We start from the raw sequence: 15813 nt of genomic DNA, 5'->3' as shown, positions 1-15813 counted from the left end.
GAAACTGTGATTGCGACATCCGCCCCGGCCACCGTGCCGCAGTGGCTACAGCAGAGAGCGGAGCTCGCTCCCGACCACGTGGCCGTCATGGTCGCCGACGCGGGTGCCGTGTCGGCGCAGCTGACGTACCGGCAGCTGTGGGAGGCGGCCGGGGAAGTGGCCGGACGGCTGTCCGCCCTGCCGGGATTCCGTGCCGGAGCCCTGGTCGCGACCCGGTTCCCCCGCGGAGCGGGCGGCCTGGTGGCACAGCTCGGTGCCTGGCGCGCGGGAGCGGCCTACCTGCCCCTGGACCCGGCCCTGCCCGAGGCTCGTCGCCGGGTGATCCTGGGCGACGCCCGCCCCTTCGCCGTCCTGTCACCCGGAGGGAGCGCGCCCGGGGGCATCGCGGTGGAACCGTCGGCCCCCGGCCCGCGGGAGCCGGAGACGATCGATCCGGCCGCGGCTTACGTGATCTACACGTCGGGCTCGACGGGCACGCCCAAGGGGATCGAGGTCGGACACGCGAGTCTCGCGAACCTGACCGCATGGCACCAGGAGACCTACGGGACGGGACCGGGGCACCGCGTCGGCGCCTTCGCGGGCCTGGGCTTCGACGCCACCGTGTGGGAGACGTGGTCGGCGCTCGCGAGCGGGGCGACGCTGCTGCTTCCCGAAGGGGTGGCGACCGCGGACATCCACGACGTGTGCGAGTTCCTGGACCGCTGGGCGGTCGACCAGTGCTTCCTCAGCACTCCGCTGGCGGAGCAGCTCCTCCAGCTGCCGACGCCGCCCCGTTCCCTGAAGGTCCTGACCACCGGCGGGGACAAGCTGCGCGTCCACCCGGAACCAGACTTCCCGGCGGCGGTCTTCAACCACTACGGCCCGACCGAGGCCACCGTCGTGACGACGGTCAGCGGCGACCTGCGCCGTTCGGTGCGGCACGGATCGCCGGTGATCGGGCGTCCCATCCGCGGCGCCGAGGTGCTGCTGGTCTCCGCTGACGGCAGCACCGTCGACGAGCCCTCCGTCCCCGGCGAGCTACTCATCGGCGGAGACGTCCTCGCCATCGGCTACCTGCGCGACGAGCCGATGACGGGGAAGCTGTTCACCCACCGCCCGGACGGGAGCCGCTGGTACTCCTCCGGCGACCTCTGCCGCTGGACGCCGGACGGCGAACTGGAGTTCGTGGGGCGCCGTGACCTCCAGGTCAGCATCCGCGGCCACCGTGTCGAGATCGCCGAGGTCGAGCAGGCGGTCCTCGGGGTCACGGGTGTCGCCATGGCCGCGGTCGTCGCGAGGGAGGCCGACGACGGGAGCGAGCTGGTCGGCTGCTACTGCGGAACGGCCGAGGCGGAGACGGTTCGTGCCGAGGTCGTCCGGGCCCTGCCCGGCTACATGGTCCCCGTCGAACTGCGGAGACTGGACGGGATCCCCCTCAACGCCAACGGGAAGATCGACCGCGCCCGTCTCCTGGCGCTGGTGGAGTCCGCCGCGCCGGCCTGCCCCGCGTCCGGGACCGCGGACCGGCCGGGCGGAGGAGGGGACGGAGACGGCCCGAGCACGGAGGAGCGGGTCGCCGGAATCTGGTCCGAGGTGCTGGGCCGCACTCCCGCGGCCGGTGACGACTTCTTCCTGATCGGCGGCCATTCCCTCAAGGCCGCCCGGGTCCTGGCCATGACCCGCAAGGAGTTCGAGATTCCCCTGCCGCTAGAGGTGATGTTCACCCGTTCGGTCTTCTCGGACTTCGTCGCGTGCGTGGCCGAGCAGCTCCGCGTCAAGGAGGGCTGAGCGATGACCACGGTGTGGGATCTGGTCAGTGAGCAGGCCCGGCGCACTCCCGACGCGCAGGCCGCCGTCGGCGAGCGCGTGCACACCTACCGGGACCTCGTGCGGAGCGTCGGCGTCCTCGCCGCCGCCATCCGGGAGGCGGTGCCGGCGGGGTCCCGGCTGGCCGTGGAGACCACCAGCCCGGTGAGCGGTGCGGTGGCCCTGCTCGCCGGCGCGCGAGTCGGCTGCGCGCTCGTCCCCCTGAACCCCGACAGCCCGGCGGCCCACCAGGAGCGCGTACAGGAGGACGCCCGTCCCGCCGCGGTCCTCCGGTCGGCGCAGGAGGGCGTGTTCACGGTCGAGCACCTCAACCACGAGGGCGCGGACGACCCGGACGACGGCGGCCCGGGCGATGCGGCCTATGTGATGTACACGTCGGGCTCCACCGGCCGCCCCAAGGGCGTCGTCGTCTCCCATTCCGCGTTGGCCTCGCGTCTCCAGGCGCTCGCGGAAGTGCCGGGCCTGCGGGCGGGCGAGACCATCCTGGCGATGGCGGCCCTGTCCTTCGACATCTCGCTGGCCGAAATGTTGGTGCCGCTGATCGTCGGGGCCAGGTTCGTCGTCGTACCGGCAGAGGTGAGGGCCGACCCCGAGCTCTTCGAGGAGTTCGTCAGCCTCCACAAGCCCGATGTGGTCCAGGCGACGCCGAGCTTCTGGCGGCTGCTCCTGGCGGCCGGCGAGACGCCGGCCGCCCACCGCTTCCGCATCTGGTGCGGCGGTGAGGCGCTCACCACGCCCCTCGCCGAGTCGCTGCTCGGCCGGAGCACGGAGCTGTGGAATCTGTACGGGCCGACCGAGGGGACCATCTGGTCCACCGCCGCGCGGATCGAGCGCCCCGACGCCATCTCCCTGGGACGGCCCCTGAAGGGTGTGGGCTGGTACCTGGATCAGGGGGAGATCATCCTTTACGGTGATCACCTGGCGACCGGATACCGCAATCGGGACGATCTGACCGCCGAGTGCTTCTCCGTCCGGGACACGCCCGAAGGCCCGCGGCGCACCTACCGCACCGGGGACCGGGCGCGCCCGGCGCCGGACGGTTCGTTCCAGTACCTGGGGCGGGCCGACGGACAGATCAAGCTCCGCGGCCACCGCATCGAACTCGGTGAGGTGGAATCCGTACTGGAGGAGCACGCGGAGATCACGGAAGCCGTGGCCCTCGTGCGCGACCCCGACCGCGCGGAGCGCGCCCTGATCGCCGCCTACGTGGTGTCCGCCGGCGAACTGACGGCAGCCGAGGTGAGCGCGTGGACGCGTGCCCGGCTCCCCGCCGCCTACTGCCCCGGCAAGGTCCACGTGGTGCGGTCGCTCCCCAGGACCACCTCCGGGAAGGTCGACCGGAACGCCCTGGCCGACCCCGACTTCCAGGAAAGCCGCACGATATGAACACCGATGTGAGCGAGCGCCGCGCTGCGGTCCTCAGGGCCTGGCGCGCCACGCTGGAAGCCGATCCCGCCTCCGACGACCAGAACTTCTTCGAGGCCGGGGGGAACTCGATCCTGGTGGTGGAGCTCCAGCGCCGGCTCTCCGCGGAGCTCGGCCACCGCGTGCCGCTCAGGCAGCTGCACGAACACCCCACCGTCGCCGGACTCGTCGGTGTCGTCGGGCTCGGCGCTCCGGCCGAGGCCGGGACCCCCGCGCAGTCCGGTCCGCAGGCCCTGACGCTCTACTGCCTTCCCTACGCGGGAGCATCGGCGCGCATCTACGAGCCCTGGCGGACCAAGCTGCCCGACACGGTGAACGTCGTACCGCTGGAGCTCCCCGGCCGGGGCTCCCGGTGGTCCCAGCGCCCCAAGTCCCAGCTGTCCGGGCTCCTGGAGGACCTCGCCGGTGCGATGGACGAAGCGCGCGGTACCCCCTACGCCGTGTTCGGCCACAGCTTCGGCGGGATCCTCGCCTACGAGCTCGTGCGGTACGTGACGGGGCAGGGCTTCCCGCCGCCCGTCCGCCTGCTCGTCTCGGCATGTCCGGCCCCGCACTCGGCGACCCCGTCCGAGAGCACGCACGACCTCTCGGACGCGGAGTTCACCGAGCGGCTGCGAAAGCTGCGCGGGACGCCGGAGGAACTGCTTGAGAACGAAGAGCTCATGGAGCTCTACATTCCGACGATCCGGGCGGACTACACGATCCTGGACGCCTACCGGGCGCCCCGCACCGCCCCCCTCGGCTGCCCCATCACGGCGTTCTGCGGCGCCGACGACCAGGAGGCCGGGAGGGAGGAGATGGCTCACTGGGCCGCGTACGGCGATGGCGCCGTCGACATCGAGGAAGTCACGGGAGACCACTTCTTCCTCCGGGACTCCGAGGACGAGCTCCTGGAGAAGCTCGCTCCGCACCTCCGCTCCGCCCGCCCCAGGTGACGCAACAGCCCGCGAGGGCTCCGGTTACAAGCACGAGGAAGCACTGATGATCAGTCAGCTCACAAAGGAACAGCGCGAGAAGTGGGCCTCCTTCCGCGCATTCGCCGACGCGGTGGTCGCGCCCGAGGCCGCGGCCGCGGACACCGGGCAGACCATGCCGCGGACGCTCGTCAAGAGCCTGGCCCGGGAGGGCTGGATATCCTCGCTCCTTCCCGCGGAGTGGGGAGGCTCGTCGCTGGACCTGCTCGGCTACGGCCTGATGGCCGAGGAGATGGGCCGGACCTGCCAGAACGTGCGCAACTTCGTGGCGTGCGCCGACATGGTGTCGCACTCCCTCTGGAAGTGGGGCACCGCCGCACAGCGCGAGAAGTGGCTGGGGCCCATCGCTGCGGGCGAGGCCATCGCCGCCTTCGCGCTGACCGAACCGAACGTCGGAAGCGACGCCAAGGGCGTCGAGACGGTGGTGACGGCGGACGGCGACGGCTACGTCGTCAAGGGCCGGAAGAAGTGGATCAGCTTCGGCGAAATCGCCGACGTCTACCTGGTCTTCGCCCAGTACGAGGGACGGCACACCGCGTTCCTCGTCGAGCGCGACACCCCCGGCCTGACCGTCGAGCCGATCCGGGGCCTGCTCGGGCTGCGGGGGTCCGCGCTGGCCGAGGTCGTCTTCGACGACTGCCGTCTGCCGGCGGGTTCGATGGTGGGCCACCCCGGTTCCGGGCTCGCGTTCGTGGCCTCGACCGCCCTGGACATCGGCCGGTACAGCACGGCATGGGGCTGTGTCGGACTGGCCCAGGCCTGCCTCGACGCCGCCACCCGCTACGCGCAGGACCGGATCCAGTACGACACCCCGATCATCGACCACCAACTCGTGCAGCGCATGCTCGCCGACATGGTGGCCGGCTCCCGGGCGGCCCGGCTGCTGTGCTGGGAGGCCGGGGCGTCGAAGGAGCAGGGCGCCTTCGACGCCGTGAACCAGACCCTCATGGCCAAGTACTTCGCCTCGACCACCGCCAACCGCGTCGCGGCCGACGCCGTCCAGATCCTCGGGGCCTACGGCATCGGGCCGGACGCGCCCGTCGGGCGGCTGTTCCGGGACGCCAAGGTCATGGAGATCATCGAAGGGACGAGCCAGCTCCACCAGTCGATGCTCGGCCGCTGGAGCGCCCAGATCCAGCACCCGGCCGCCGGCGGTGCGCGCACCTCCTGAGCCGCGCGCCGGCCCCCGGCCCCCGGGGCGTACGGCCACGTTTCGAAGCCAGCGCGTCCACCTCACGATCCACGAGGCAGTCCTGATGACGTCCAACCCCCATGGCCCGACCGGGCCGACCGGCCCCGGGCACGAACGCCCGCGGACGCCCGGCGAGCCGACCGGGCCCGCTGCGCCGCCCGCACCCCTGACCCCCGCCCAGCAGCAGACGTGGCTGCTCGGCACGCTCGCACCGGGCTGCACCGCGACCCACGTGACGGCCGGCCTCGGGCTGGCCGGAGAGACGGACGTGCCGGCGCTCCTCGAGGCCCTGCGGGGGGCCGCGGCCGCCCGCCTGTCACCCGGCGCGCGCTTCACCGTGTCCGACGGCACGCCCGTGCGCGTCTCGGCGGACCCGGTGGAACTGCCGGTCCGGTACTCCGACGTGAGCGGCCTCGCCGAGGACGAACGGGGCCGCCGGATGCGGGAGGAGCCGGCCGAGGCGCTCCGCACGCCCTTCGACACGGAGAACGGCCCGCTCTCCCGCGCCCTGCTCATGCGCACCGGCGCCGACGAACACCTGCTCGTCCTCGTTTCGCACCGGCTGGTCGCGGACCACGCCCTCCTCGGGCAGGTCCTGCGCGACACGGCGGCCGCCTACGCGCCCCTGACCGGGGACGGGACCGGGGCGCAGGCCCCCGCACCCGCGGACCGCGGGGCACCCGGCATCGACGGCCACCCGGCGGACCAGGTCCCGGCCGCGCCGTCCGGCCGGGCGGGGGACCGGTCGGCCGGACTGCCGCCGGTCCCCGAACTCCCCCTGGACCGGCCCCGTCCCGCGCGGCGCACCCTCGACGCCGGCTGCGTGGCGTTCGCCGTCCCGGAGGAGACCGCCGCCGCGCTGCGCACGCTCGGCGCGCGGCAGGGCGCCGAGCTGCACCACGTGCTGCTCGCCGTGTACCTCGTCCTCCTGTACCGATACAGCGGCCAGACCGAACTCGCCGTGGCCGTTCCCGTGGCGGGGGCCGCGGGCGAGGCCTCCGAGACCACGATCGCCGTCCGGTCCGAGGTCCTGCCGGGCACGAACGTGGACGACCTGATCGCCCGGGTACGGGTCGACGCGGAGAACGCTCCCTCGACCCGCCCGTCCACCGCGGAGCTCCTCACCAGGCCGGGCTTCGCCTACCGGGCGGCGCCCCGGATCGGTGAACTGCCCGGTATGCGGACCTGGTTTCCGCAGGGCCCGGTCGCACACGTGCTCGGCGATCTCGCCCTGGACCTCGCCGAGGACGAGGACGGGGTGACGGGCCGCCTGCTGTTCGCGGAGGACGTGTTCGACCCCGCCACCGCCCGGCGAGCGGTACAGCACTACCTGACGCTGCTGGACGCGGCTGTTGAGGACCCCCGCGGTGCCGTCTCCGCGCTGCCCCTCCTCACCGAGGAGGAGCGGCGCACGATCGCCGGGCTGAACGGCGTCCGGTCCGACCTCCCGGACATGACGTTCCACCAGCTGTTCGAGAGGCAGGCGGCCCGGACGCCCGACGCGGTCGCGGTCCGGTCGCAGGACGGGACTCTCACCTACCGGGAACTGAACGCCCTGGCGAACCAGCAGGCCGACCTGCTGCGACAGCTGGGCGTCGGCCCGGAGACCACCGTCGGCATCTGCATGGAGCGCGGCCGGCGGATGGTCGTGGCGCTCCTGGGCGTGCTCAAGGCGGGAGGCGCCTACGTACCCCTGGACCCCCGGGATCCGGCGGAGCGCAGGAACACGATCCTCACGGACGCCCAGGTCGCCGTCGTGGTCTGCACGGATCCCACGACGGCAGCCGGGTACGAGACGGTCGTACTGGACTCGGACTGGACCGCGCTGAAGGGCCGTCCGGCACACGACCGCCCGGCACCGGCCTCGGCGCCGGGGCACGCCGCCTACCTCCTCTACACCTCGGGCTCCACGGGCAGACCCAAGGGCGTGGTCGTGGAGAACCGCCAGCTGGTCAGCTACACGCAGGCGGTCATCGAGCGCTTCGGCATCCACGGGCCGCTGAGCTGGGCGATGGTCCAGCCCCTCACCGTGGATTCCAGCGTCACGGCCTTGACACCGCCGTTGTCCACGGGCGGCGAGGTCCATCTGCTGTCCCGCGAGCACGCACTGGACGCGGGCAGGATGGCCGACTGGATGCGGGCCCACGAAGTGGACTGCCTGAAGATCGCGCCCTCGCACCTGCGGGCGCTGCAGGCATCGGCCCGCTTCGAGGAGCTGCTGCCCCGCCGCCTGCTCGTGATCGGGGGCGAGGCCTCGGACTGGCAGTGGATGACCGCGCTCCAGCGCTCGGTACCGCACTGCCGGGTGTTCAACCACTACGGTCCGACCGAGACGACCGTGGGCGTCCTCACCCTCGCCGTGGCCGAGCACCTGGACGCGCCGTGGGACACCGCACCGATCGGGGTCCCGCTCCCCAACTCCCAGGCGCACGTGGTCGACGCGGAAGGCGGTCCCGTGCCCTTCGGGGTGGCCGGCGAGCTGGTCGTCGGTGGCACGAACCTCGCCCGCGGCTACCACCGCAGGGACGAGCTGACCTCGGCGGCCTTCGTGCCGGACACCCTCGGCGGTCCGCGGGGAGCGCGTCTCTACCGCACCGGTGACATCGTGCGGCGTCTGGCCGACGGCTCCCTCGCCTTCCTGGGCCGGCGCGACGACCAGATCAAGATCCGGGGCTTCCGTGTGGCCCTCGGGGAGATCGAAGCCGCGCTGACCTGTCACGAAGCGGTCCGCGGAGCCGTGGTCGTCGTGCGGGAGGACACTCCGGGCGACCGGCGCGTCGTCGCTTACGCGGAGCTGTCCGGACCGCGGGCGGTCTCCGCCGCGGACCTCGAGGGGCACGTACGGGAGCGGGTGTCGCCGCACATGGTCCCGCAGACGACCGTGCTGCTGGACGCCCTGCCGCTGACCCCGCACGGCAAGGTCGACCGTTCCGCGCTTCCCGTCCCCCCGGCCGCCGGAGGGGCCGGACCGGCCGACCTCCCGCCCCAAGGGGTGGTCGAGCGCCAGGTCGCACAGGCCTGGCGGGAGGTGCTGCGGACCGATTCCGTGGGCGTCGACCAGAACTTCTTCGACGCCGGCGGGCATTCCCTGCTCCTGGTCGAGCTCCAGCACCGCCTGCAAGCCCTCGTGGGACGCGACATCGAGCTCCTCGACCTGTTCCAGCACACCTCCGTCCGGACGCAGGCGGCCTTCCTCTCCGCAGGAGGGCAGTCCCCTCCGCCCGACACGCCCCCCAAAGCCAGGGGAGCCCAGCAGAGCGCGCTCATGAAGCGCCGTCAGCAGCAGTTGCGAGCAAAGCGAGGCCGTCATGACTGAGCACCTTCCGGATGAGCCCGGCGCGTTCGAGGACGGGCTCGACATCGCCATCGTGGGCATGGCCGGCCGGTTTCCCAAGGCCCGGACGATCGAGGAGTTCTGGAGCAACCTGAAGGCCGGCCACTGCGCCGTCACCCGGTTCGACGAGCAGCACCTCGCCGGGCTCGGCGAGGACGCCGGAGCCCTGGACGACCCGGACTTCGTGCCCGCCGGCTACCTGCTGGAGGACAGCGACAAGTTCGACGCGGCGTTCTTCGGCTACTCGCCCCGCGAAGCCGAACTGATGGACCCCCAGCACCGGGTCCTCCTCGAGTGCGCCTGGTCGGCCCTGGAGAGCGCGGGGTACGACCCCGACCGCCACGAGGGGCTGACCGGCGTCTACGCGGGCGCGGGGAACAACACCTACCTCCTCTTCAACATCGCCTCCCACCCGGACGCGGTCGAGGTCATGGGCGGGAACCAGCTGGTCATCGGGAACCGGTCGGACTTCCTCAGCAGCAGGGTCTCCTACAAACTCGACCTGCGGGGCCCCAGCATCAACGTGCAGTCGGCCTGTTCGACCTCCCTGGTGGCGGTCGTCCAGGCGTGCCAGGCACTGCTCGCCTACCAGTGCGACACCGCCCTCGCCGGAGGTGTGGCCGTCGACGTCATGAGGCGCAACGGATACGTCTACCGCGAGGACGGGATCTACTCGCCGGACGGGTACTGCCGCACCTTCGACGCCCGGGCCCAGGGGACCGTCGGAGGCGACGGCGTGGGCATGGTGGTCCTCAAGCGCCTCCAGGACGCCGTCAACGACAACGACCACATCCACGCGGTGATCAAGGGCAGTGCCGTGAACAACGACGGCGCCGCCCGAGCGGGCTTCAGCGCTCCCAGCGCCGCCTCCCAGGCCGACGTCATCGCCACGGCGCTCGCCAACGCGGACGTGGAACCGGAGAGCGTCCGCTACGTCGAGGCGCACGGGACCGCCACCCTCCTCGGCGACCCGATCGAGGTGTCGGCACTCACGTCGGCCTACGGTGACGTCCCCCGTGCGCGAACCGCCCTCGGGTCCGTCAAGACCAACATCGGGCACCTCGACTCCGCCGCGGGAGTGGCCGGGCTGATCAAGACCGCCCTGGTCGTGGAACACGGTGAGATCCCGCCGACCCTGCACTTCGAGCAGCCCAACCCGCGGCTCGGTCTGGAAGACGGCCCGTTCTACGTCAACACCGGGCTCCTGCCCTGGCCCCAGGAGCCGGGACCGCGCCGCGCCGCGGTCAGCTCGTTCGGCCTCGGCGGCACCAATGCCCATCTGATCGTCGAGCAGCCCCCCGAGATTCCCCGGACCGACGCGCCCGGCCCGGACACGGAACAGCTGCTGGTGCTTTCGGCCAAGTCGCCCGAGGCCCTCGACACGGCCACGGGCGAGCTCCTCGACCACCTGCGCGCACACCCCGGCGTGCCGCTGGAGGACGTCGCGTTCACCCTCCAGCAGGGCCGCAGGGAGTTCCCGTACCGGCGGGCGCTGCTGTGCGGCAGCGTCGACGACGCACTGGACGTCCTCGGTTCACCGGACGACGGCAGGCTCCTCACCGCGCCCGGCCCGCAGTCCTCGAACAGGCCCGTCGCCTTCGTCTTCACGGGGTTCGGCGCCCAGTACCCCGGCATGGGCGCAGGCCTCTACGAGCAGGAGGAGGTGTTCCGGGAGGCGCTGGACGAGTGCGCGGAGCTCCTGCTGCCCCTGCTCGGCCAGGACATCCGCCCCGTCGTGCTCACCGCGGACACCGACTCCGCGACCAGCGGGCGGGACGGCGCGGGAGGCATGGACCTGCGCAGCATGCTGCTCCAGCCGAAGCGCAGTGAACACCCGCTCGACAGCCCCCGCCTCGGCTACGCCGCCGTCTTCGCCCTGGAGTACTCCCTGGCCAGGCTCTGGCGCTCCTGGGGCATCGAGCCGGAGGCCATGATCGGGCACAGCCTCGGAGAGTACGTGGCGGCCTGCGTGGCCGGCGTCTTCTCGCTGCCGGACGCGCTGCGCCTGGTGGTGGAGCGCGCGCGGCTCATCGAGGGCCAGGGCGAGGGCGCGATGCTCGCGGTGCCGCTGTCGGAGGCCGCGGCCGACCGCTACACGGACGAGGACGTCTGCCTCGCGGCCGTGAACGGACCGCAGACGTGCGTGCTCTCGGGCACGGTCGAGGGGATCGAGGCCGTGGGCCGGGCCCTCCTGGTGGACGGCATCGCCTCGCGGCGCCTCACCACCGGGTTCGCCTTCCACTCGCCCATGATGGACCCGGTCGTCGCGCCGTACACGGAGCTGGTGCGCACCGTCCGGCTGAACCCGCCGGCCACGCCCTTCGTCTCCAACATCTCCGGCACGTGGATCACGGCGGAGGAAGCCACAAGTCCGGAGTACTGGGCCGAGCACATGCGCCAGCCGGTGCGGTTCGCCGACGGCATCGGCACCCTCTGGTCGGTTCCCGAACTCGTCGTGGTCGAGGTCGGACCCGGTCAGAGCCTGGTGCCCGGAGTCGTGCAGCACCCCGCGGCGGCCGCGGTCGCCGACCGGGTCGTGGTCCACTCGCTGCCCGGGGTCTTCGACCGACAGAGCGACCGCGCCACCATGCTCCGCGCCGCCGCCAGGCTGTGGCTGGCCGGGCGGGCGCAGCCGTTCCCGCCCGTGCGGGGCGCGCGGCGGACCCCGCTGCCCACCTACCCGTTCGAGCGGCGCCGCTACTGGGTGGAGCGCGGCACGGCACAGGCCGGCGCACCTGCCGAAGCCCGGCGCCACACGGAACCGGCACAGTGGTTCCACGCCCCGTCCTGGCAGCAGACGGCACCGATGGCCCCGGCCGACGCGGCGGAGCTGGCGGCGCACGGCTGGCTCGTCTTCGCGGACGAGACGGGAGTCGGCGGCGAGCTGGCGGACCGGCTCGAAGCCCTCGGCGCGACCGTGCGCACCGTACGGGCCGGCAGTGAGTGGAGCCGGAAGGGGGAGGGCGTCTACGTGCTCGACCCCGCCGACCCGGAGCACTACGTCCGGCTGGCCGAAGCCCTGCGGGAGGAGGGGGGTGCGCCGCCGGACCGCGTCCTCCACTGCTGGAGCGTGGGAGACGACTCGGACCACGGCACCGACCCGCAGGACGTACGGTCCCTCCTCGACCGGGGGTTCTACTCGCTGCTGCACTGGGCCCAGGCCACCGAGTCCCGGCTGAGCCTGCCCCAGCGGTGGGACGTCGTGTCCAGCGAGGTCTACTCGGTGACCGGGGAAGAGGCGTTGTGCCCCCCGAAGGCGGCGGTCCAGGGCATCGCCCGCGTCCTCCCGCAGGAGTACCCGTCCCTCACCTGCGTCCACCTCGACCTCGCGGGCGGGCACGCCGCACCGGCGGACCCGGCCGCGGTCCTCGCGGCGCTCTCGCGTCCCGCGGGCGAGCGGACGCTCGCGCTGCGCGGACGGCGCTGGTGGGCACCCACCTTCGTGGCGGCGGAGCAGCCGCCCCGTGACTCCGCTCCGGTCCGGGCGGACGGGGTCTACCTGATCACGGGTGGACTCGGGAAGATCGGCATGCTGATGGCCCGGGCCATCGCCGAGCGGGAACGGGTGCGCCTGGTCCTCCTCGGGCGCACCGGGCTGCCGTCGCGGGAGACCTGGGACTCACCGGACCACCCCGTGGCGACCCTGGACCTGATCCGCGGCGTCCGGGCCCTCGAAGCGCTGGGCTCCGAGGTGGCGGTGTTCGCCGCCGACGTCTCCGATCCCGTCCGCATGCGCGAGGTGAAGGAGGCGGTGGTCCAGGCGTACGGCCGGGTCGACGGGCTGCTGCACTGCGCCGGCACGACCGGCGGCGAGGCCCACCGCGTGGTGGCCGACCTGGGCGAGCGCGAGAGCGCGTGGCACTTCGACCCGAAGCTGTACGGTACGTACGTCCTCGACGAGGTACTGGCGGACCAGAGTCTGGACTTCGCCATCCTCTGCTCCTCGATCGCCTCCCTCCTCGGCGGCCTCGGGTTCGCCGCGTACGCGGCCGCGAACGCGGTGCTCGACGCCTTCGCGCAGCGCCACCACGGGGCCCGGCAGCCGTGGTCCAGCGTCAACTGGGAGGCCTGGCGGTTCTCGGCGGCGCCGAGGGACGAGGCCGGCATAGGATCGGCGGTCCAGGCCCTGGCCCTGGACCCCGACGAAGGACGCCGGGTGACGGACATCCTGCTGGCGGCGGTCCCGCAGGCACAGGTCGTGGTCTCCACCTCCGATCCGGTCCGACGCCGCGAACAGTGGGTCGCGCCCGCCGCGGAGGCCGCGATGCCGCGACGGCAGCACGAGCGCCCCAACCTCCGCAACCCCTACGTCGCGCCCGACAGCGACACGGAACGGCAGGTCGCCGTGATCTGGCAGGAACTGCTGGGGGTCCAGAGCGTCGGCGTCCACGACAACTTCTTCGAGCTCGGCGGCAGCTCCCTCCTCGGCCTTCAGGTCGTGCACCGGCTGCGCCAGGAACTCTCCCTGGCCGTGCCGCTGACGGTCGTCTACGAAGGTCCCACCGTCCGGGCCCTGGGCAGCCTCGTCGACGACCTCCGCGCGGCCGCCGGCCGATGACGCGTCAACGGCCCGGTGCCCGTGCACCGGGCCGCCCATCGACATCCCATCCATTCCATTCTTTGAACTACCGAAGGCGGCAGGCGTGAGCGTGAGCAAGATAGGTGTCATCGGTGCCGGGACGATCGGCCGCGGTGTCGCCCAGTCCCTGGCACAGTCCTCGTTCGAGGTGGTCCTGGTCGACATCTCGGAGAGCCAGCTCGCGAGTGCCAGGAGCCAGATGGAGCGGGACCTGCGCATGCAGGGACTGTTCCGCGCGGAGAAGCTCGCGGACGACGCGGAGACCATCCTGGGCCGCATCACCACCACCACCGAACTGGCGGACCTCGCGGACGTCGACTTCGTCGTGGAGAACGTCACCGAGAACTGGGACGTGAAGCGCGAGGTCTACGAGAAGATAGACAAGATCTGCCGGCCCGGCGTGGTCTTCGCGGTCAACACCTCGGCCGTCCCGATCACCCGCGTGGCATCGGTCACCGAGCGGCCGGCCGAAGTGCTGGGACTGCACTTCATGAATCCCGTGCCGCTCATGGACACCGTCGAGGTCGTACGCGGGTACTTCACGTCGGACGAGACGCTCGACATCGCCCTGGGGCTCCTGGAGTCCGCGGGCAAGGAGGGCATCGTCGTACAGGACGCCCCGGGATTCGTGACCAACAGGGTCCTGATGCTCACCATCAACGAAGCCGTCTTCTGCGTGCAGGACCAGGTCGCCACCGCAGAGGACGTCGACAGGATGTTCAAGGGCTGCTTCGGCCACAAGATGGGCCCTTTGGAGACGGGCGACCTGATCGGCCTGGACACGATCCTGAACTCGCTCACGGTCATGTACGAGAGCTTCAAGGACTCCAAGTACCGGCCCGCCCCACTGCTGCAGAAGATGGTCGACGCCAGGCTGCTCGGGCGGAAGACGTCCCGCGGCTTCTACACCTACTGACATTCCCTTTCACCCATCAGGAGCAACGACATGACGCACAACGACGTGAACGCCCGCATCCGCGCATTCCTCGCCCCGCACCTGGGCGGCCAGGAGGTCGCGGACGGAGACGACATCTTCGCCCTGGGATACGTCAACTCCCTCTTCGCCATGCAGCTCGTCCTGTTCATCGAGAAGGAGTTCTCCCTCCAGCTGGGCGCGGAGGACATGGAGTTCGACAACTTCCGCACCGTTTCGGGCCTCGTCGACCTCGTCAACGCGAAGACCGCCGCGGCGGTCTGACCGTACGGCCCCGGGGACCCCGTCCCCGGGGCCGAGCAGGGTGCCCGCGAGTACCCCGCGGCCCGTCCCGCCCCACCATCCGGCCAGGAGTGAACGACCATGACCCAATTCAGTGCCCGTGTTGATCTGCACGCTCCCGTGCCGGAGCACCTCGCGTCCGAGATCGAGCGGCGCATGTTCTTCGTGTCCAGCGACGTCGAAGCCTTCGAGCTGGTGGCCGGCGAGGGCGAGGTGCGCGGGGTGGTGATCCGGTCGTCGAAGCCCCTCGACCACGCCGTCCTGGCCGACAAGGTCAACCGCGTGGTCGACGGTGACGTGCGCCCGCAGAGGGCGACGCCCGCCAAATCCGTGTGGCGGTCCCCCCACCGGCGTGAGGTGGGGGAGGGTACCTTCGCCCTCCTCGCCGCAGCCGGAGCGGTCAGCGAGGCCGGTGAAGGCCAGGTAGCGGTGGGAGAGCCGTTTCTCTCCCTGCTGGAGTACTTCGACCGTACGGTCAAGAAGCTCCTCCGCCAGGACTTCCAGGTGAGCGAGTTCCGCTATCCGACCCTCATCAGCACCCGGGCGCTGGAGACGGCCGGGTACTTCACGTCGTTCCCCCAGCACCTCATGTTCGTGACGCGGCTGCACAACGACATCGACGTGTACCAGGGGTTCCAGGAGAAGTACGCGGGAGAGGGCATCGACTCCGCCGTACTCGAATCGTGCGGAAACGTGGACTACTGCCTGCCGCCAACGATGTGCTACCACACCTTCCACCAGTACAGCGGGCGCGAGCTGAGCGCGGACCGGATCCACGTGGTCACCGCCCGCGGCAAGTCCTTCCGGTACGAGTCCGACTACGCCACCACGCTCGAACGGCTCTGGGACTTCACCATCCGGGAAATCGTGTTCATGGGTGCGCGCGAGGAAGTGCTCTCCGCACGCGAGACGTACATGCGGAACGTGTTCGCGCTCGTCGAGGAACTCGGACTGTCGGGGTTCTGCGAGGTGGGGAACGACCCCTTCTTCTGCGGCACCGACACCTCCCAGCGCATCTGGTCGCAGCGGCTGCTCGAGCTCAAGTACGAGCTCCGCCTCGACGTCGGCCCCGGCCGGACCGTCGCCGTCGGATCCTTCAACTTCCACGACGACCTGTTCGGCCGCAACTTCGGCATCCAGCACGGCGCCGACGGCCCGGTCAGGAGCGCCTGCGTGGGATTCGGCCTGGAGCGCCTGGTGTACGCGTTCCTGTGCCAGCACGGGGTCGACCCCGAGGGCTGGCCCGCCGCGGTGCGCGCCGGCGTCGAAGGGCTGAGCGGGATCTGA

At 71.8% G+C, this 15813-nt stretch carries 9 protein-coding genes; all 9 read left to right on the top strand.

The window, feature by feature from the left end:
* Positions 1-6: 6 nt before the first annotated feature.
* The 9 genes from ACZ597_RS28455 (at position 7) to ACZ597_RS28415 (ending at position 15813) form a co-directional block, all read left to right on the top strand.
* Entirely contained in the window at positions 7-1767 is a 1761-nt protein-coding gene (locus tag ACZ597_RS28455) for a non-ribosomal peptide synthetase (protein ID WP_471335752.1), read from the top strand.
* A gap of 3 nt (positions 1768-1770) precedes the next feature.
* The gene (locus ACZ597_RS28450; protein WP_471335748.1) at positions 1771-3192 is read left to right on the top strand and encodes an amino acid adenylation domain-containing protein; all 1422 of its coding nucleotides are present in this window, start codon (positions 1771-1773) and stop codon (positions 3190-3192) included.
* Complete coding sequence (locus tag ACZ597_RS28445; protein ID WP_471335745.1) at positions 3189-4166, top strand: thioesterase II family protein; 978 nt, start codon at positions 3189-3191, stop codon at positions 4164-4166. The genes ACZ597_RS28450 and ACZ597_RS28445 overlap by 4 nt, the downstream gene beginning before the upstream one ends.
* A gap of 46 nt (positions 4167-4212) precedes the next feature.
* On the top strand, positions 4213-5376 hold the full coding sequence (locus ACZ597_RS28440; protein WP_471335742.1) for an acyl-CoA dehydrogenase family protein: 1164 nt from the start codon (positions 4213-4215) through the stop codon (positions 5374-5376).
* 85 nt (positions 5377-5461) lie between these two features.
* Complete coding sequence (locus ACZ597_RS28435; RefSeq protein ID WP_471335739.1) at positions 5462-8713, top strand: non-ribosomal peptide synthetase; 3252 nt, start codon at positions 5462-5464, stop codon at positions 8711-8713.
* The gene (locus tag ACZ597_RS28430) at positions 8706-13289 is read left to right on the top strand and encodes a type I polyketide synthase (protein WP_471335736.1); all 4584 of its coding nucleotides are present in this window, start codon (positions 8706-8708) and stop codon (positions 13287-13289) included. Before ACZ597_RS28435 ends, ACZ597_RS28430 begins: the two co-directional genes overlap by 8 nt.
* A gap of 85 nt (positions 13290-13374) precedes the next feature.
* Positions 13375-14226 (top strand): 3-hydroxyacyl-CoA dehydrogenase family protein, encoded by an 852-nt coding sequence (locus ACZ597_RS28425; RefSeq protein ID WP_471335733.1) that lies wholly within the window; start codon positions 13375-13377, stop codon positions 14224-14226.
* Between the two features lie 30 nt (positions 14227-14256).
* On the top strand, positions 14257-14508 hold the full coding sequence (locus ACZ597_RS28420; RefSeq protein ID WP_471335731.1) for an acyl carrier protein: 252 nt from the start codon (positions 14257-14259) through the stop codon (positions 14506-14508).
* A 99-nt stretch (positions 14509-14607) separates the two neighbouring features.
* Complete coding sequence (locus ACZ597_RS28415; protein ID WP_471335728.1) at positions 14608-15813, top strand: class-II aminoacyl-tRNA synthetase family protein; 1206 nt, start codon at positions 14608-14610, stop codon at positions 15811-15813.

Source organism: Streptomyces sp. NPDC040718, assembly GCF_055593565.1.
Note: the sequence above shows the minus strand (reverse complement) of the source record. Positions and strands in the feature narration are given on the sequence as shown.

What these genes read in the sequence shown, in the direction of transcription:
- ACZ597_RS28445 (WP_471335745.1), top strand. Translation starts at nt 3,189, where the DNA reads ATGAACACCGATGTGAGCGAGCGCCGCGCTGCGGTCCTCAGGGCCTGG.
- ACZ597_RS28435 (WP_471335739.1), top strand. Translation starts at nt 5,462, where the DNA reads ATGACGTCCAACCCCCATGGCCCGACCGGGCCGACCGGCCCCGGGCAC.
- ACZ597_RS28420 (WP_471335731.1), top strand. Translation starts at nt 14,257, where the DNA reads ATGACGCACAACGACGTGAACGCCCGCATCCGCGCATTCCTCGCCCCG.
- ACZ597_RS28415 (WP_471335728.1), top strand. Translation starts at nt 14,608, where the DNA reads ATGACCCAATTCAGTGCCCGTGTTGATCTGCACGCTCCCGTGCCGGAG.
- ACZ597_RS28450 (WP_471335748.1), top strand. Translation starts at nt 1,771, where the DNA reads ATGACCACGGTGTGGGATCTGGTCAGTGAGCAGGCCCGGCGCACTCCC.
- ACZ597_RS28430 (WP_471335736.1), top strand. Translation starts at nt 8,706, where the DNA reads ATGACTGAGCACCTTCCGGATGAGCCCGGCGCGTTCGAGGACGGGCTC.
- ACZ597_RS28440 (WP_471335742.1), top strand. Translation starts at nt 4,213, where the DNA reads ATGATCAGTCAGCTCACAAAGGAACAGCGCGAGAAGTGGGCCTCCTTC.